At 39.2% G+C, this 17,855-nt stretch carries 17 protein-coding genes and 1 pseudogene; 13 read left to right on the top strand and 5 right to left on the bottom strand.

What is annotated here, in order from left to right; all coding sequences use genetic code 11:
* Positions 1 to 18: 18 nt before the first annotated feature.
* Positions 19 to 417, top strand: a complete 399-nt coding sequence (gene tnpA, locus PL9214_RS23635; RefSeq protein WP_072717176.1) for an IS200/IS605 family transposase — start codon at positions 19 to 21, stop codon at positions 415 to 417.
* Between the two features lie 66 nt (positions 418 to 483).
* Here the strand turns inward: tnpA and PL9214_RS23630 are convergent, their stop codons facing one another.
* From PL9214_RS23630 to PL9214_RS23620, 3 genes are all read right to left on the bottom strand, one after another.
* A complete protein-coding gene (locus PL9214_RS23630) occupies positions 484 to 1,617 on the bottom strand; it encodes a cache domain-containing protein (protein ID WP_072721500.1) in 1,134 nt (377 codons plus the stop codon).
* A gap of 76 nt (positions 1,618 to 1,693) precedes the next feature.
* Positions 1,694 to 2,443 (bottom strand): 16S rRNA (guanine(527)-N(7))-methyltransferase RsmG, encoded by a 750-nt coding sequence (rsmG, locus tag PL9214_RS23625; protein ID WP_072721499.1) that lies wholly within the window; start codon positions 2,441 to 2,443, stop codon positions 1,694 to 1,696.
* Positions 2,444 to 2,456: 13 nt separating this feature from the next.
* Positions 2,457 to 3,140 (bottom strand): ABC transporter ATP-binding protein, encoded by a 684-nt coding sequence (locus tag PL9214_RS23620; RefSeq protein ID WP_072721497.1) that lies wholly within the window; start codon positions 3,138 to 3,140, stop codon positions 2,457 to 2,459.
* Between the two features lie 257 nt (positions 3,141 to 3,397).
* Here PL9214_RS23620 and PL9214_RS23615 point away from each other — a divergent pair, with 257 nt between their 5' ends.
* The 7 genes from PL9214_RS23615 to PL9214_RS23585 all read left to right on the top strand — a co-directional run bounded on the left by PL9214_RS23615 (position 3,398) and on the right by PL9214_RS23585 (position 10,094).
* Complete coding sequence (locus PL9214_RS23615; RefSeq protein WP_072721495.1) at positions 3,398 to 4,432, top strand: Sll0314/Alr1548 family TPR repeat-containing protein; 1,035 nt, start codon at positions 3,398 to 3,400, stop codon at positions 4,430 to 4,432.
* 12 nt (positions 4,433 to 4,444) lie between these two features.
* On the top strand, positions 4,445 to 4,897 hold the full coding sequence (locus PL9214_RS23610) for a DUF3531 family protein (RefSeq protein ID WP_072721494.1): 453 nt from the start codon (positions 4,445 to 4,447) through the stop codon (positions 4,895 to 4,897).
* A gap of 215 nt (positions 4,898 to 5,112) precedes the next feature.
* Positions 5,113 to 5,769 (top strand): HAS-barrel domain-containing protein, encoded by a 657-nt coding sequence (locus PL9214_RS23605; RefSeq protein ID WP_072721492.1) that lies wholly within the window; start codon positions 5,113 to 5,115, stop codon positions 5,767 to 5,769.
* A gap of 626 nt (positions 5,770 to 6,395) precedes the next feature.
* Positions 6,396 to 7,268 (top strand): glycosyltransferase, encoded by an 873-nt coding sequence (locus PL9214_RS23600; RefSeq protein ID WP_072721491.1) that lies wholly within the window; start codon positions 6,396 to 6,398, stop codon positions 7,266 to 7,268.
* Between the two features lie 207 nt (positions 7,269 to 7,475).
* On the top strand, positions 7,476 to 8,273 hold the full coding sequence (rpsB, locus tag PL9214_RS23595; RefSeq protein ID WP_072721489.1) for a 30S ribosomal protein S2: 798 nt from the start codon (positions 7,476 to 7,478) through the stop codon (positions 8,271 to 8,273).
* 170 nt (positions 8,274 to 8,443) lie between these two features.
* Positions 8,444 to 9,103, top strand: a complete 660-nt coding sequence (tsf, locus tag PL9214_RS23590) for a translation elongation factor Ts (RefSeq protein WP_072721486.1) — start codon at positions 8,444 to 8,446, stop codon at positions 9,101 to 9,103.
* 109 nt (positions 9,104 to 9,212) lie between these two features.
* Positions 9,213 to 10,094 carry a hypothetical protein gene (locus PL9214_RS23585; protein WP_072721484.1) on the top strand — a complete coding sequence of 294 codons (882 nt, stop codon included), beginning with the start codon at positions 9,213 to 9,215 and terminating at the stop codon, positions 10,092 to 10,094.
* Between the two features lie 420 nt (positions 10,095 to 10,514).
* Here the strand turns inward: PL9214_RS23585 and PL9214_RS23580 are convergent.
* Positions 10,515 to 11,551, bottom strand: a protein-coding gene (locus PL9214_RS23580) for an IS630 family transposase (RefSeq protein WP_139294985.1) whose coding sequence is annotated in 2 segments (ribosomal slippage) — positions 10,515 to 11,419 and positions 11,419 to 11,551 — 1,038 coding nt in all. Because the reading frame shifts where the segments join, the coding sequence is not laid out codon by codon here.
* A gap of 126 nt (positions 11,552 to 11,677) precedes the next feature.
* On the opposite strand from PL9214_RS23580, the gene recG reads away from it, so the two are divergent.
* The 4 genes from recG (at position 11,678) to PL9214_RS23560 (ending at position 16,646) form a co-directional block, all read left to right on the top strand.
* Complete coding sequence (gene recG, locus PL9214_RS23575) at positions 11,678 to 14,161, top strand: ATP-dependent DNA helicase RecG (RefSeq protein WP_072721483.1); 2,484 nt, start codon at positions 11,678 to 11,680, stop codon at positions 14,159 to 14,161.
* A gap of 115 nt (positions 14,162 to 14,276) precedes the next feature.
* On the top strand, positions 14,277 to 14,954 hold the full coding sequence (gene surE / locus PL9214_RS23570; protein WP_072721481.1) for a 5'/3'-nucleotidase SurE: 678 nt from the start codon (positions 14,277 to 14,279) through the stop codon (positions 14,952 to 14,954).
* Positions 14,955 to 15,304: 350 nt separating this feature from the next.
* Positions 15,305 to 15,961, top strand: coding sequence for a sigma-70 family RNA polymerase sigma factor (locus PL9214_RS23565; RefSeq protein WP_072721480.1), 657 nt, complete (start codon positions 15,305 to 15,307; stop codon positions 15,959 to 15,961).
* A gap of 160 nt (positions 15,962 to 16,121) precedes the next feature.
* Positions 16,122 to 16,646: an anti-sigma factor family protein gene (locus PL9214_RS23560; protein ID WP_072721478.1), complete on the top strand. Its 525-nt coding sequence runs from the start codon at positions 16,122 to 16,124 to the stop codon at positions 16,644 to 16,646.
* A gap of 78 nt (positions 16,647 to 16,724) precedes the next feature.
* Here PL9214_RS23560 and PL9214_RS23555 read toward each other — a convergent pair whose 3' ends face one another.
* Complete coding sequence (locus tag PL9214_RS23555; RefSeq protein WP_186440446.1) at positions 16,725 to 17,132, bottom strand: gamma-glutamylcyclotransferase family protein; 408 nt, start codon at positions 17,130 to 17,132, stop codon at positions 16,725 to 16,727.
* Between the two features lie 138 nt (positions 17,133 to 17,270).
* On the opposite strand from PL9214_RS23555, the pseudogene PL9214_RS23550 reads away from it, so the two are divergent.
* Positions 17,271 to 17,744: pseudogene (locus PL9214_RS23550) on the top strand (glyoxalase-like domain protein); the annotation flags it as partial.
* Between the last annotated feature and the right edge of the window lie 111 nt (positions 17,745 to 17,855).

Here is a 17,855-nt window from a genome sequence, read left to right as displayed (position 1 = left end):
GAATCGTGTGTATCGACAATGACAGAAAATCAATATAGAAGAAAAAACACATCAGTTAGTCTGATCAACTATCATTTTGTCTTTTGCCCAAAAAGGAGGAAAAGGGTGTTGGTTAACGGAGTGAGCAGAAGATTAGAGGAAATTATCTACCAAAAAGCAAAAGAGCTAGAATGTGATGTCCTAGCTCTGGAGATAATGCCTGATCATGTGCATTTATTTATTAGTTGTCACCCTTTGATTGCTCCACATCAAATTATGTTCAGAATCAAAGGGGCATCATCAAGAATATTAAGAAAAGAATTTCCTCATTTACTTAAACTACCTTCTTTGTGGAGTCGAAGCTATTATTGTGGGACGGCTGGTTCTGTTTCTAGTGAAACTATCAAAAAGTATATTGCTAACCAAAACTCTCACTAGCCTTCACTCCGCCTAAAGGCGGGTATTCTACATCCCACGCTTGAAAGACGTGGGCTTTGAATACGGTTATTGTAAGGTAATAAGAGAGAGTAAAACTGTTAATTTGGCATTAGCCTGAATTTCTGCCATAAAGTCAGAGTCTGGGAGAGCTACGACTAACAACCAATCTAAACCATATTGATCTTGATAAGGCTTAATGTGAACAAACAGCGTTTTCCCCTTCAAGGGAACTTGGAAGTTAAAATCAGTTTTAATTTGGTTAAGATCGCCATATTGTTGTTGCAGTTGATGGGTGATTATCCTTGTCCAAGGGTTCTGACTCTGGGTAGCACTTAAGCGGATTAACTTTCCCGTGGCATCTTTCAAATAGGGAGTTTCTAACGTTGATGTAGCGACAAGATCGCCCTGACGATCAATAATAAATGTTTGTCCTGAAGTCGAGAATTTGAGATTATTTAAAAAGGTTCCGATTCCATCTAATATAATGCCACTATTAAAAACACCTTGAAGTTTTTTCCCATTATCATAAACAGGAAATATCGCATTAATCCCTAATGTTTTTGGCACTTTGTAAACAATAATCGGCGACCAAGTTTGTTTTTTAGCTGCAATTGCCGCCAGATACCAATCGGTTTGCAGTACATTAACGGGTTTCACATAGCTCAATTTCCTACCTCTACCTTGATGATCAACGAGATAATATTTCCGTTTTGTGACATCTGGAAGGTTGACTTGGTTTAAGATGAATGCACCTTGTTTGAGATTTTCTCCAGAAAGCTGATTGGCTTGTGCAAGTAATTCCCGACTGAGAAGGCGATAGTAGTTTATCTGTTCTCCCTGTTCATTAGCGAAGCCATTAGATGAAAGGGAAGGAGAGAGTTTGATCTGTTGCCAAAGATGCTGACGTAGTTGCTCAAAATCTTTGATATTAAGGCTACCCTGTTGAAAAATATCATAATTTAGAGCGACTATTTGCTGTTGAATTTGCAGGGAGGTATTCAGGTGATCATGTATTCGTTTTGTTACCTGATTCATCACCTGATTGGCTAAGTTTTCTACCGCTTGTTGTCCACTCTGATAAGACAAATAACCCACTAATCCCACAGCACCGACAATTTGCAACACAAAGGGGACAATTAACACTAATCTCAGGGAAATTTGTCGGTTTTTTTTAGCTGTTTTGGGGTCAGGGTTAATCATGGTTTATTAAAGGCTTAGTTAAGTCAACGATCTTTGTAGTGAGGGCTTTAGCCCTCTTTTGGCCCTTTAGGGCTTACTACAAGGGTTTTTGACCGGGAACTCCAACATTTCGCGGGTATTGTTTAGGCGTATATTTTACTTTTTTAATCGATACACAGTGGCGAACACTGTTAGTTAAAGGGGTGGTAAATTCATCAACAGATTCGATGATTCCCCCTAATTGTTTCACCGTGAATGTTAACTGTTTTTCTTCTTCCGTTGTCCAGTGACCTCGATAGAGTATTCCTAATCCTCCAATCTTTAATAAAGGCAGAGCATATTCAGCAGAAACGGATGGCGGAGCAACGGCTCTTAACAAAGCCAACTGATAGGATTCTCGATGTTTAGGATGTTGACCCAGAGCTTCTGCTCGACCCACCCAAGGAATTGTATTTTTGATATTTAATTGCTCTAAAATTGTTGTTAAGGCGGTAATTTTCTTGCGAGTTGAATCTAATAACGTCACAGAACAATCCGGTAATACTAAAGCCACAGGTATTCCGGGGAAGCCTCCCCCTGTGCCAATATCAATAATTTTATCACCGGGATGGGCAGGAATTTTACCCGATAATACGGGGGCAATTCCGCGTAGAGAATCCCATAAATGTTTTTCCCAAAATTCTTCAGGTTCAGTTAAGCGAGTTAAGTTCAGTTGTTGATTAAACTCCAGAATTAACTCAAATAATTGTTGAAATAAATCCTGTTGTGCAGGAGTAGGTTGCCAATTTAATGTATCCTGCCAAATTGCAGTCAGTTCGGGTAACTTAGGGAAGGAAGTTTGATTCATAATTTATCAAAAATTAAGCTTTTGGAGAAGCTACTATTTTTTGTTGGTCTTGCATTACCATTGTCTTCAAATCTAGGGGAGCTAAATGACCGTGTTGTAATGACCAACAACAATCTGCAAGATTCAACAATTCTCTAGCATCATGGGTGACAATTAATAACGTCCAATGTTTTTTTAATTTTCCTAATAAATTAATTAATTGTTGTCGCATTGACCAGTCTAAACCCGCCGTTGGTTCATCTAACATTAAAATATGAGGTTGGCGAATTAATTGTACCGCTAAGGCTAGACGTCTTTGCTGTCCACCACTGAGGGAATGGGGAGCAACTTGTAACGATAAATGGCTGAGTCCTACTTCATCTAACGCTTGATGAACCTGCTCTGAACCTAACTCTGGATGACCTAAGCGTAACTCATCTAAAATTGTGCCGCCACAAAAATGTCGTTCTGGAAATTGAAACACTAAACCCGCAAGCTGTTGTAAGTGTTCCGAGGTTAATTCTTGCTCCCGCCAGCAAATATTTCCCTTCGTTTTTTCAGCTAAACCCGCTAAAATTTCCAGTAATGTACTTTTTCCCGAACCACTAGGCCCAATAATGAGTCCCATTTGCTGCGGTGCCAGTTCTAAGTTGACCTGCGCTAAAATCGGGTTGTCACTAGCGGCGGGATGATAAACTAAATTTTTGATATAAAGCATCACAAACAGAAGACCAATAAAATGAGAATTTGAGCCGAAAAAACAAAGCAAGAGGAAATGCTTAATGCCCAATACCCTTAATTTAGATTATAACACAATCAGTAGATTATTTTTATCAGTTCTTGCAAATAAATCTGGGTTTCCCCTTGCCGAAAGCAGAGAAAAAAATTAAGATTTATACAAAACAGATGGCAATATCATCCCAGCTTGGCTCTGATTGAACATTCCGTTTTAACTTGGATAATAGGATGAACATTATGATCAATTCTTCTCGGTGTAAAGCTCAGAAATTTCCCTTAATGATTAGACAGGTTTTCTGGGGAATGAGTGCCAGTTTGATTACATTCAGTTCAGGGATAAATCCCAGTTTGGCGGCTGATCCGTTTCGCACAACCGATCCGCGTCCCATCGGAAGCCAAACAGAAACTGCATTTAAAGCAATGTTTGAGCGAGGGAATTATAAGGAAGCTCAACAAGTTTTAGAAAAAGCGAAATTACAAGAACCCAATGAACCCTTAGTCTATGCACTCTTGGCTTCTTTAGCTTACCAAGATCAAGATTTTAATGCTTTAAAAACCTATAGTGATCAAACCTTAGCATCGGCTAAACTCTTAAGTACAAAAGACCCTTTACGCGGTAATCTTTATATTGCAGTCGGTTTATTTTTACAAGGGGGTCATACCATCGTCACGGAAGGCACATTAAAAGGTGCTCCTAAAGCCTTAAATCAATTACAAGAGGTATTAAAATCCTTAAATGTTGCTGAAAAAATTAATCCTCAAGATCCCGAATTAAACTTAATTCAAGGCTATATGGATTTATTATTATCCTTGAATCTTCCCTTTTCTGACTCCCAAAAAGCTATTAAAAAACTTGAACAACAAGCTAAACCTAGTTACTTAGCTTATCGGGGAATTGCCATTGGCTATCAAAATTTAGGTCAATATGATCAAGCCTTAAGTTATACCGAAAAAGCTTTATCTGAAGCTCCAAACCATCCAGAAGTATTATATCTGAAAGCCCAAATCTTAGCAGAACAGGGAAAGAAACTCAAAGCAAGCAATCAAACTCTAATTCCCTCCCAGTTACAGGAAGCCAAGCAATATTTTACCCAAGCTTTAAACCAATCTGATCAACTTCCTAAACGATTAGTCGCTCAAATCTTTTATGAACAATGCAAAAATCTAAACCGCATTGATAATCAAGGACGACCTTGTGATCCGTTGCGCGATAAAATTAAAGATGCTAATGGTCTTTGGGGGCCAACTGCCAATCAATTACCACCTTTATAACCATTTATTCTTATGGAAGTTTTGTTTAGAGAATGTAATCCTTTTGATATTTGGATTTGGCTACAATTTCAAACCGTTCCCTCCCGCAGTGAACGGGATTATATTGAGGAAGTGTTTGATTCATGGTTTCTATTAGGAAAAATGGGAGGATTTAATGCAGAAAATCTACAGGTTCAAGATACTGGAATTGACTTAAGTTATCTGACCTACGATGATGCCATTGTTGATAATAGTATGATGGCACTGATGCACAATATGGGAGAAATTGAATATCAGGGAGTTTGGGCACGTTGTTGGTTTGATTTAGGAACCAGTGATGCTTTTGCTCTCGATGTTTTAATCAATGCTTTTCGCCAATTAAGCCAAGAATATGTAATCATTGAAAAACTTATTATTGGCGGTGAAAATGAAGATTGGCCGATAGAAAAAGACGTTTATCAATCCAGTGTAGCTGATTATAATTAATCAGTTATCAGTTATCAGTTNTAACTATAGCAATCCCAAATAGATTGTAATAATTTAAAACTGATATGAAACAGCCAGAAGTATTATCCCTGTTCCCTGTTCCCTTTTGAACCGAAATTTTGGATACAACTCAAATAGGATTGCTATATCAACTATCAACTGATAACTGATAACTGATAACTGATAACTGATAACTGATAACTGATAACTGATTTATGCGTCTTCCTTTTCCTATATTTTCAACCTCTCGACGTCCTCAGCAACATATCGCTGAAGTGATAGAAACGGCGACAACGGAGTATTTAGCCCAATGTTTAGAACCGGAGGACTTGAGTTTTCCGGTCATGCCTGCCTTTGGGAGTTGGGTCAAATCAAGGGATGAGGAGTCAGGAAATCAGGTTTATGGAGTGGTTTATTATGCTACTACTAGCCCAATTGATTCCGTGCATCGAGCCAGGGCGCTAGGATTAACCTTAGAAGAATTGCGTGAACAGCAACCCCAAATTTTTGCCATGTTAAAAACGGAATTTCGGGTGGCTATTGTCGGTTTTGAGATGACGAACCCAGAGCGATCGCAACGAGGTAAAATCTATCAATATATTCCGCCTCGTCCCCCGCAAATTCATCAGGCAGTCTATGAATGTCACCCGGATGAAATTGTTAATTTCAGTCAGGAATTAGATTTTTTAAGAACCTTATTAGACGTGAGGAACGCCCCGGTTGATTCTTTGGTAGCTGCGGCGATTCGAGAAATTTATCAACTGAGAAAATTAGATCGAGGTTGGTTAATTGAAGCGGGACGAACCCTGAGTATTTTATTAAAAGATGATTATGATCGCTTGCGGATTATTCTTAAACAAATTCATCCTTGATCAAGGTAGAATTAAATTGATCCAGCTTCTGCCACTTTCCGAATTAAACAAGTAGTAAATAAACGAATTTATCCCAATGTCATCATCCCTAGGTTTTATTTTACTAACTCATAGAAACCCACAGCAAATTTACAGGCTAATAGATCATTTAAACAAAATGTTTAATTATCCGTCAATTGTCTGTCATCATGACTTTTCCAAATGTGATTTATCTACAGATACTCTACCGAAAAACGTCTCCTTTGTCCGTCCTCATATAGAAACCGCATGGGGTGAATTTTCCGCAGTAGAAGCTATCATCAAAGCGATTAAACTAATGTATGAGTCTGTAAATCCGCCAGATTGGTTTATATTACTCAAAATTTCACAATTCGTCTGGAACATCCATTATTAACTAAACCCTTCCTGCCATTTTGCGCGAAAATTTGACATAGATGTAGATAGCACTATTCTTGATCAACTTGACAGAATTACTTTAGCATGATAACCTCTGTTTTGGTTGCAAATCCGTCACAGTTGACTTTCAAAAATCAGAAAAATTTGTATGATTAAGACTTTGTTTTGCCAAATTAGCTAAAAGCTAATAACACAAATCAAAAAAATCAACCATTTTCGCGGTTTTTTATATGAAAAATAGGGGAGTTATCTATTGTGCGACAGGAAATGTTTTATATCTGGAAGCAACTTTAATCAGTGCGATTGCCCTCCGTCAGATAGAACCCAAAATACCTATCACTATAATCTCTGATCATCCCTTACTGAAACTTTTCCCTCTTGAAAAGTACGAAATTAGTTGTATATTGATTAATCTTAGTGAAATCAATGATAGCGGTTCATTTTCATCTAGGGGGATCAAGACAAGTCTATCAACCTTTAGTCCATATCAGGAAACACTTTTCCTAGACGCGGATATTCTTCCCTTCAATCCTATTTCTGACCTGTGGGAGTATCTTGATTATGGAGATATGTGTATGGTGGTTGACCTAGTTCCAACATTGGGATTGTGCGATCATATTTCAGAAGAAGAGAAGAATTACACCTTACAATATGTTCCAGAAAGTACAACTCAGTTTAATAGTGGAGTAATTCTTTGGAGAAACACTAAGCAAACTCAGTCTTTATTTGAGTTATGGAATCAGGAGTGGCTAAAATTCAAAAAGCAAGATCAGTTAGCTCTAATTAGAGCTATTAATAAGGCAGAATTCTCTGTTTATAGCCTTACTTGTATATACAATATTTCCCCAATAGACGCTATATCTAGAATAGAGAATAAATCCGTTAATACACTTGCTGAAATACATGAAATGTGTCAATTTAAAGCTTTATCTATGATCCAACAATCTATTCTGAAGCAGAAAAATGATATTTGCTTGCTTCACTGCTGGGGTGGATATGTTGCTTTAGGTAAATTTCCTGAAATGGCTCAGAAATTTTATCCAAATATAGTTGAACAAGTAGTTGCAACTGGAATTTTTAGTAAGGAATCACCTGTGAGGTAATCTACAGTTATATACACTTATACGATAACGGAAAAGTTGACCCCCTACGGATACTCTTTTGATTCTTTGATTCGGAATCCTCAAAACGTGCTATAGTAGGAAGGTTGTCTAAAAATCACACATCTAGGGATTCGGGTGTTTCTAGGGTATCTACCCCTAGCGAATACGCCTAGATGGAGGATTAACCCGAATTAGGAGTTATGACGAATGGCCGTTATTAGTTTGGCAGAAATGCTGGAGTCTGGAGTTCATTTTGGACATCAGACTCGCCGTTGGAACCCGAAAATGTCTCCTTATATCTACACGGAGCGTAACGGGGTTCATATTATTGATTTGGTTCAAACCGCAGAACTGATGGAGGAAGCTTATGATTATGTCAGAAGTTCCTCTGAACAAGGGAAAAAGTTTTTATTTGTGGGAACCAAACGCCAAGCGGCTGGAATTATTGCTCAGGAAGCAGCACGCTGTGGTGGATATTATGTTAACCAACGCTGGTTAGGAGGAATGCTCACCAACTGGGCTACCATTAAAACTCGGGTTGAACGTCTGAAAACTTTAGAAGACCGAGATAAAAGTGGTTATTTCGATTATCTTCCTAAAAAAGAAGCCTCGGTTTTACGTCGAGAATTGACAAAATTGCGGAAATATTTAGGCGGAATTAAAGCGATGCGTCGCGTTCCCGATGTGGTGATTTTAGTTGACCAACGCCGGGAATATAACGCTGTGATGGAATGCCGCAAATTAGATATTCCCATTGTGTCTTTATTAGATACCAATTGTGATCCTGATTTAGCCGATATTCATATTCCCGCTAATGATGATGCCATTCGTTCAATTAAATTGATTGTCGGTAAATTAGCCGATGCAATTTATGAAGGACGTCATGGTCAGTTAGATGCTGGCATCGCTGAATATGATGACGAGGTTTATGAAGACGAGTATGAAGAGGATGAAGAAATCGAGGATCTCGATGATTTAGATTCTGATAGCGATTCGGAAGAATAAAACCGTTCTCAGGAGTTGGCTTTGGAGTTAAATCCCAGGGAAATGATCCCGCCGGGACTCCTGGTCAACCTCACGGTTTATGCAGAAGAAAGCTAGATCCATTTGTTATAATTTTTTTGACAGATGGGTCATGGCGGTAGGCAAACATCCACGAAATTACTGAGGAAAAGATGGCGGAAATCTCAGCAAAAATTGTTAAGGAACTGCGCGATAAAACGGGCGCAGGGATGATGGACTGTAAAAGAGCCCTGACAGAAAATGATGGCGATATGAATAAAGCCATCGACTGGTTACGCCAAAAAGGGATGAGTTCTGCGGATAAAAAAACAGCCCGCAGTGCAACTGAAGGCTTAGTGGGAAGTTATATTCACACCGGGGGCCGAGTTGGTGTCATGGTAGAAATCAACTGTGAAACCGATTTTGTAGCCCGTCGGGAAGAATTTAAAGCTTTAGTACAGAATATTGCGATGCAAATCGCAGCCTGTCCTAATGTGGAATATATTTCAGTTGATGATATTCCCGCCCCGATTGCAGCCCGAGAAAAAGACATTGAAATGAAGCGGGATGATTTAGGCAATAAACCCGACAATATTAAGGAAAAAATCGTTCAAGGACGAATTGAAAAACGCCTAAAAGAGATGTCTTTGCTGGATCAACCTTACATCCGAGATCAAAATATTACGGTGGAAGAGTTGGTGAAACAAAGTATTTCTCTGTTAGGAGAAAATATTAAAATTCGTCGCTTTGCTCGGTTTGTTCTGGGTGAAGGGTTGGAGAAAGAAGAAAAGAATTTTGCGGATGAAGTAGCTGAACAAATGGGCAAAGCCTAAGGTTACTGGTCACGCAAATGTTGAGTTAAAACTCCGATCAGATAAAATTTTAATAAAAGATCGGAGTTCATTCATTTTTAATTCTTAATTCGTAATTCTTAATTCGTTTATGGCTGGATCAATAAATCGAATTGAGCAGGATATCGCGACGTTGGAAGAAGCGATCGCTAAACTCGCCGAGGAGTTTCATCAAGGGTATGAGGTGTATTTGATGGCTCTGGGGCAGGGAGTTCGTCAACAGTTGATTTTGGCGAGTTATTACCTCTGTACTCAAACCTATCCTGAAGCCTTTTTAAAGTTATCCGTTTCAGAACGACAAAAATTACAACAGGGACTCAGAAATTTAGCCAAACAAATGCAAAAGGCTCTGTGTCAGTCTCTACAAATGCCAGTGCCTGTTGAGGTTCCAGGCTTAGAATTAGAAGAATTAGAAGAATTAGAGGCAGAAGAGGCAGAAGAGGCAGAAGAGGCAGAAGAGGCAGAAGAGGGGGAAGGAAAGCTGGAATTAGAAACTGATTTTGAAATTTCTCCAATTCGTAAGCCCTTAACACCTGAGCGTTTATCTGCTTGGCAAGAAAGGATTGAGACTGGAATTATTCAACTCTTGAAGTTGTTATCGAAGGATGCCAATCTGTTATTACAACGCTCTGGTCTATTGCCCCAAAAATTACCGGAAGCCGTTTTGGAAGTGGCATCTAAGGCTGAAGCGTCTAGCGAAGGAATCGCAGGGCCTCCAAATTTGCTCCAGATTATGATTGAAACGGAGGATGACGATGACTCCCAAACGTCAATGGTGACGAAATTAACTACGATTCATCTACGGTTGGGGGAAATTGAGTTTGCTGATGCTAATGTGATGACGCGACGGCATCAACTCCGCCATTTGTCAGGACAGTTGAGTGGTATTCGTCGGGAGTATCATAAAAAGTTGCGCGAGAGGGCGATTGTTCAAGCAGAATCAGCTTGGAGAGCGAGTTGGTATGAGGATTAAAAAAGGCTGTAATACCGATGAATTAAGGTTGATGTAAATTAGTTGTTTAAAAAATCAAGAGTATATGCGAAAACAATGCTCCAACATTTGCTAAAATTTTAACACAGGTGATTGCTTCGTGTCAACCTTCTCAAAATTTTGTCTCTATTTTCCTGAAATTTGAGGAGAGTCGAAAACAGAGTAACGTCTGTAATGCTGATAGATAGGAGATTCCTTTGGTAAATTGCTTAAATAATCAACTTTTAAGTTAAATCTATTTAAGGTGCATTTGCTAAAATTCTAGCAAAATCGATTTATTATTGTCAACCCCCTCTATAATTGCCTGGAGTTACTGTTAGCAAAAACAGCCAATTAAGCCGTTTAATCAACACAACATTAAAGAAAAGAAAGGTTTGTTAACCGCAAAATACTATAGCAATCCTAAATAGGTTGTGGCAAAATCCCATACATGAAAATTTTGGGGAAATCAAAAATTTGACCCTGAGCGAAAAACTCGAATAGCCACTTAATTACTTTAAAAGATGGGCATAAATGATAAAATTTTCTCACGAAATTTTTGGTTTGTAACCAAATATCTTCTACAGGATTTTGTTCAGGTGCATTGGGGGCAAAATTTAGACAAGTAATCCGCCATTCTTCTTCCGATAAATTTTGATTAACTTCAGTTAAATAATCTCTAAACTTTTGAGAACAATGATAAGTGGCATTATCCCAGACTATAGCTAACCTTTTCCCCGGATTTTGCTGCTGTAAATACTGGATAAAGTCTACGGTATTTTCTGTATTTCCCGCCGCATAACCTTTGATAATAAATTCTTTCGTTTGGTAATCTAAAGCTCCATAATAAGTTTGCCTTTCTTTTTGATTTTTGATCGGAATTTCTATTCTTCTATCTGTTCTTCCCCACACATACCCTAAAATATCTCCCCAGAGAAGATGACATTCATCAATCATAAACACCGTCAGCTTTCCCGCCTCTATTTCTTCTTTCCAACTCGCTAACTTTTTTTCAATTTCTTCCTTTTTCTCTTGGACTAACTGCTCATTCTTAGCCGGATTCTTCTTTTGGCTTTTTTTCCAACTGATGCCAGCCTCTTCCAGCAAGCTATAATAACTTTGATGGGATTGAAACACGACTCCATACTCCCTTTCTAACAAAACTTGTAAATCAGACAATCTTAACCAATCTCTTTCCCTTAATTCTTCAATAACTTTCTGTTTATCTTCGGGACTTAGATAGCCTTTTCTTCCTTTATATTGGAGTTTTAAACTCTCTACTCCTTCCACAAGAACCCGATTTTTCCACTGGCTAATAAATCCTTTATAACTTGTAATAAGTCTTGAATTTCCCGGTAGGCTTTCCCTTGTAATTTGAGTTTGACAGCGATCGCTCTTTTAATTTCTCTAGGATCTTTTGTCTGATTGATAAAATTGTCTATTTCGTTGATTAGATTCATTTTCCGTTGCCAGCTTTGGAGGATTATTGCTAACCTTACATTTATTATAACTCATTTGGAAGTGCTATATATTATAATAAGCTGGGGTCAATCTCAAAAATAGGGTAGCTAGGAATTGAAATTAAGATGAAATCTTATCAACCGGACTGGTGGAGATTTAGTAAAGCGTTATCCGTTGAAGCAGAACGGGGTTTTACGAATTTGCAGGGGAATCAATATCAGTTCCATGAATTTTTTTATGTGAGTTTAAAGGAACTGTTTGAAAATGCACCGCCAGAAACGCAAAAACGGTGTCAAGATTTGGCGGAGGAATTTTTACGATATCCCGAATTAGACCTAGAAAACCGACAACATTTAATTGCAGATACCAGACGGTTTTTACTGCAATTACAACGACTGTTTGAGTGTCGGAATCAGGTATCGGAAATTCGGAAAACGGAACGAGAGCAAAAACAAAATCAACCCTCGGTTCCGAAGACAACGGCGATTACCGAAAAAGCCAAAGGTGTGAGTATTTCCTTAGAACAATCCTTAGAAAAAATTATCGGGCCAAGAAATAGCGATCGCATTGCTAAATTAGGAATTTTAACAATCTTTGATTTACTCTATTATTATCCTAGGGATCATATTGACTATGGGAAACAGGTAAAAATTCAGGAACTGGAACCTGGGGAAACGGTCACGTTAATTGCTCAGGTGAAACGGTGTAATTGTTTTAGTAGTCCCCGCAATAAAAAATTAACGATATTAGAATTAGTCTTAAGCGATCATACCGGACAACTTAAAATTAGTCGATTTTATGCGGGATATCGATATAGTAGTAAAGGTTGGCAACATCAACAGAAAGGGAATTATCCACCGGGGGCGGTGATTGCGGCATCGGGTTTAGTTAAACGAAATCAATATGGGATTACCTTAGATAACCCAGAATTAGAAATATTAGATCATGCTGGGGGTCAGATTGAATCGATGAAAATCGGGCGAGTTTTGCCTGTGTATCCGTTATCAGAAGGAATTGGGGCCGATGTGGTCAGAAAAGCGGTGATTGAAGCCTTACCCGCAGCGAAACAATTACAAGATGCTTTACCCCAAGAAGTATTAAATCAATATCAATTAATTGGGTTAACTGCGGCGATTGAGAATATTCATTTTCCCCCAGACCGAGATTGGTTATCGGCGGCGAGACGACGGTTAGTGTTTGATGAGTTTTTCTATTTGCAGTTGGGATTATTAACCCGGAGACAACAGCAGAAACAAACTGAAACCAGTGCGGTCTTAGCACCAACGGGAAAATTGATTGAGGAATTTTATCAAATTTTACCCTTTCAATTAACCAACGCTCAACAACGTGTTATTCAAGAAATCTTGAAGGATTTACAGTCTCCTGAACCGATGAATCGATTAGTACAAGGAGATGTGGGGGCGGGGAAAACTGTTGTGGCGGTGGTCGCGATGTTAGCGGCAATTCAAGCCGGATATCAAGCTGCCTTAATGGCACCGACGGAAGTTTTAGCTGAACAACATTATCGGAAATTAGTCGAGTGGTTTAATTTAATGCACCTTCCGGTTGAATTATTAACCGGTTCCACAAAAGCAGCCAAACGCCGTCAAATTCATTCCCATTTAGAAACGGGAGAATTACCCGTTTTAGTGGGAACCCATGCCTTAATTCAAGATAAAGTTAATTTTCATCGCTTGGGATTAGTGGTCATTGATGAACAACATCGATTTGGAGTCCAACAGCGAGCCAGATTACAACAAAAAGGAGAATCACCCCATGTTTTAACGATGACTGCAACGCCCATTCCCCGAACCTTAGCGTTAACCTTACATGGGGATTTAGATGTTAGCCAAATTGATGAACTTCCCCCCGGTCGTCAACCGATTCAAACGACTATTTTAACGGGAAAACAACGCCAAGATGCCTATGATTTAATTCGAAGGGAAGTGGCAAAGGGAAGACAGGTATATGTGGTGTTACCGTTAATTGAAGAATCAGAAAAGTTAGATGTCAAATCTGCGGTGGAAGAGCATCATAAATTACAGTCTAAAATTTTTCCTGAGTTTACAATTGGGTTGTTGCATGGTCGCATGAATAGTGCCCAAAAGGATGAAGCGATTACTCGATTTCGAGAGAGGGAAACGCAAATTTTAGTTTCAACAACGGTTGTAGAAGTGGGGGTTGATGTTCCCAATGCGACGGTGATGTTAATTGAAAATGCCGAACGGTTTGGATTATCTCAAATCCATCAATTACGGGGACGGGTAGGTCGAGGGAAAGATAAATCCTATTGTTTATTATTATTAGGAGGGTCTACCCCAGAAGCCCGACAACGGTTACAAGTTTTAGAACAATCTCAAGATGGGTTTTTGATTGCAGAAATGGATTTACAATTGCGGGGGCCAGGACAAGTTTTAGGCACTCGTCAATCAGGTTTACCGGATTTTGCTTTAGCAAGTTTAGTGGAGGATCAAGAGGTGTTACAATTAGCCAGGGAAGCCGCACAAAAAGTCTTAGAAAAAGATGGAACATTGCACAGTTTGCCATTAATGCGGGCGGAATTAAATCGACGTTATATTAAGATGATGGGAGGTAGTATTTTAACTTAATTGAATAGAGTATTGGATTAAAAAAGTACACTCTTTCTATTGCTTGCCTATTGCCTATAGCAAGATTGCCTATTGCCTGTTCCCTGTTCCCTGTTCCCTGTTCCCTTAAAAAAAAATGAAAATAGTATTAACGAATGATGATGGCATTGATGCACCCGGAATTCGAGCCTTGGGGAAAGCAATTTCTGGTGATAAAATTTTGATTGCTCCTAATAAAGAATATTCCCAATGTGGGCATCAAGTCACAACTCATCAAGGAATTCATGTTGAAAAACGGTCGGAAATTGAATATGCAATCGGGGGAACTCCAGCTGATTGTATTCGATTAGCAGTATCTCATCTTTGTCCTGATTTAAGTTGGGTGATTTCAGGAATTAATCCAGGGGGAAATATGGGCGTTGATGTTTATATTTCTGGAACAGTAGCGGCGGTGCGGGAAGCGACGATTCAGGGAATTCCAGCGATCGCTTTATCCCAATATCGCAAAGGCGGAAAACCGGTGAACTGGAAAACCACAACTCGTTGGGCTAGTTTAGTCTTAGAAGAATTAATGAAACATCCGCCACAACGGGGGTGCTTTTGGAATGTTAATTTTCCCTATTTGGAACCGGAAGAACCTGACCCAGAGATTGTATTTTGTAAATTAGGAACCCAATCTTTACCCATTAACTATAGACAAGAAGGAGATTATTTTTATTATCACGGAAATTATAGCGATCGCACCTATGAACAGGGAACCGATGTCGAGGTGTGTTTTCGAGGAAAAATAGCGGTGACATTAATTAAATTGTAGAACAGGGAACAGGAAACAGGGAACAGGGAACAGTTGGAAATTGACCGACTTTCAAGTTCTTGAGATAGCTGGGTTAATTTTTATTTGACTCCTGATCACTGTTTCTAGGGTTCCCGAAAGTCAGCTGAAATCCCTGTATTCTTTAATACAACAAAAACCCGGATTTGATGAGAAAATTTTCATGCAACCGATGGCAAATTCCTTTAAGATTAGGTAAAAACCACCCGTTAAGTGAAAATACTCATCCTCTATCCTAGGTATCATAACTCTTCAGGAGTTTAAACCCAGGAACCTAAGCAATCCGGGTGACGTCATCACTAACGGAATTTTTCATCAACCGAGTTCCACCCATGAGCCAATCCCTACCTATTTCTTGGTCTACGGCTGAAGTCTCTATCCCCCTAGAGCAAATCCCCCTTGAACAACTCTCAAATTCCGATCTGGTTCTACGTTGTCAACAAGGTGTTTGTCCCGACCGAGCCGCATTTACAGAACTGCTGCGTCGTTATCAATCCCATGTTGATAAAATTCTCTATCACTTAGCCCCAGATTGGCAAGATCGAGCAGACTTGGCTCAAGAAATCTGGATTCGGGTGTATCGTAATATTAAACGTTTGCAAGAACCCGTAAAATTTCGGGGATGGTTAAGTCGAATTGCGACTAATTTATTTTACGATGAACTCCGCAAGCGCAAACGAGTCAAACCCCCTCTTTCTTTAGATGCACCGCGCAATATTGAAGATGGGGAAATGGACTGGGAAATCGCCGCCGATAGTCCTGGCCCCGATGAAGATATGGCTACCCGTGAATTTTATAGCCATCTTCGAGATGCAATTGCTGATTTACCCGAAGTTTTTCGGACAACGATTGTTTTGCGAGAAATTGAAGGATTAGCTTATGAAGAAATAGCTGAAATTACAGGAGTTTCCCTGGGAACGGTAAAATCAAGAATTGCCAGAGCTCGTCAACGGTTACAAGCTGATTTACAAGTTTATCTCAATCCCTAAAAAATTGGAGGGTGAGGGGGTGTAATTGGTGGCTTATACCGATACAATAGTTATATAGGTTTCAATCCCAATTTTTCATGACTTTTCCCCCAAGGATAATTTCAATTAAATCTGTCTAATTTCATGTTGAATTTCATACTTGGTGAATGGGGGTGTTCCGATGAAGCACAATTTTGAGCCAGAACCACAAATTAACTCAACCATCCAGGGGCATCTACTTGACCCTCAACAGTTTCAATTACTCAGTGCCTACCTTGATGGAGAAACGACGGTTTCAGAACGCCGTCAAGTTCAAGCTTGGCTAGATCATGACCCTCAAATTAAAGAAGTTTATTTACAACTGTTGCAACTTCGTTCTCGCTTGCAAACGGCACCTGTTCCCGCCTCCCATTCTTCGGTGCAACAACTGGCTACCCGTGTTTTCCAACGCCTAAATCAAAGAACTCGTGTTATAATATCTTGGGGAGGAACAGCGATCGCTGCATTATTAGTGATGACGGTTTCTGGTAATTTGGGGCGAGTTGCAATGGTGGCTCAATCTCAAAATTTGAATGATTCAGAACCCTTACAAATAGCCTTGAATGAACCTCTAATTCCCATTGTTAATCCGAATGCAGTTAGTATTAGTGTAGATCAACCGATTATTCCGATTCCTAAAGCTGCTGTTTCTACACCAACTGATTAAGCCGTTTGTTTTTTGTTAATTAAAATAATAGAACTCTAGGGATACCAAATTGCTGTGTCCCTAGAGTTTTTTGAACGGTTAATCTCGATTTTTCCAACATCCATCAGGAATCAAAACCCCTGAATAAACCTGAACTTTTGTCATGTCCATCAGATAAGCCCAAACTAAGCCCAAGGGTTGATGATTGAGATCGAATACCGGAATTTGTTGGCGCTGATATTCATTTTTTTCAGGAGGACGGTGGGGTTGATAATCTTCCAATTGATCTAAATCTATAAAAATGTTGGGGTCTGAAAAAGATAAAATCACTCCCTGCACAATACCATCCCCAGCAACCATCCCTGGATACCCTAAAGATAAATCATAGAGTTTTCCCTGAACCACAGCAGGACGCTGGGCGATGACCCGTCCCTGACAATAGCGTTGATAATTGCTTTCCCCCGGTTTGAGCGTACCATATACAAATACATGAATTAGATTGGTCATCGTTTGGCTATCCTGTCTGGATTTGAGAGCGTTGTTAAAACTTTTTGTTAACATGATTAATAGCTGATCATCTTAACCATTAAGATAAAGGTGATGATGGGTTCGGGTTGAGTTTGTTTTTTACTTCTGAATTTATTCATGCTAATAGCCGTTAATTTAATCGATTTTTCATTTCATACCTTACCGTTAAGTGCGTTTTTCCCTGAATTTCCCCTGTTTGACGGTATTTTTTCGACCCAGGGAGTCATGGTGATGCTGCTGGCAGCTTATGCGGTTGCGATGTGGATGTTTTTAACCAGTGCTCCTAAAGTTCATACCATCATGGTTTCGGATTTGAATGTGGCCAAGGATTTTTATGAAGGTTTATTAGGATTGTCTGTGGCAGATGTTCCTTTGCATTATTACTATAACTATGAACAAACTTTAGGAGCAACGGGAATTGATCCGCTTTATCTCTCGACCCCCGTGGGAAGTGCTGCGACTAAAATGCAGGGAACTGAGGGATTATGGTATCAACTGATGAAAAACACCCAGTTACATATTATTGGGGGGGCGAGTTATGGGTCTAAAGATCAAGAGCGTCATGTTTGTTTTGATCGAGATTGTTTAGAANTAGCTTTCCCGTTGTGGTGGAAAATGCGATCGCTTTAAATTCGACTGTATCAGAAACTAATATATTTGAACCGAGTTTAAATAAGAATTCAGGAAAAATAGCACAATTCC

The sequence above is a fragment of the Planktothrix tepida PCC 9214 genome (assembly GCF_900009145.1).
Lineage (GTDB): Bacteria > Cyanobacteriota > Cyanobacteriia > Cyanobacteriales > Microcoleaceae > Planktothrix > Planktothrix tepida.
Note: the sequence above shows the minus strand (reverse complement) of the source record. Positions and strands in the feature narration are given on the sequence as shown.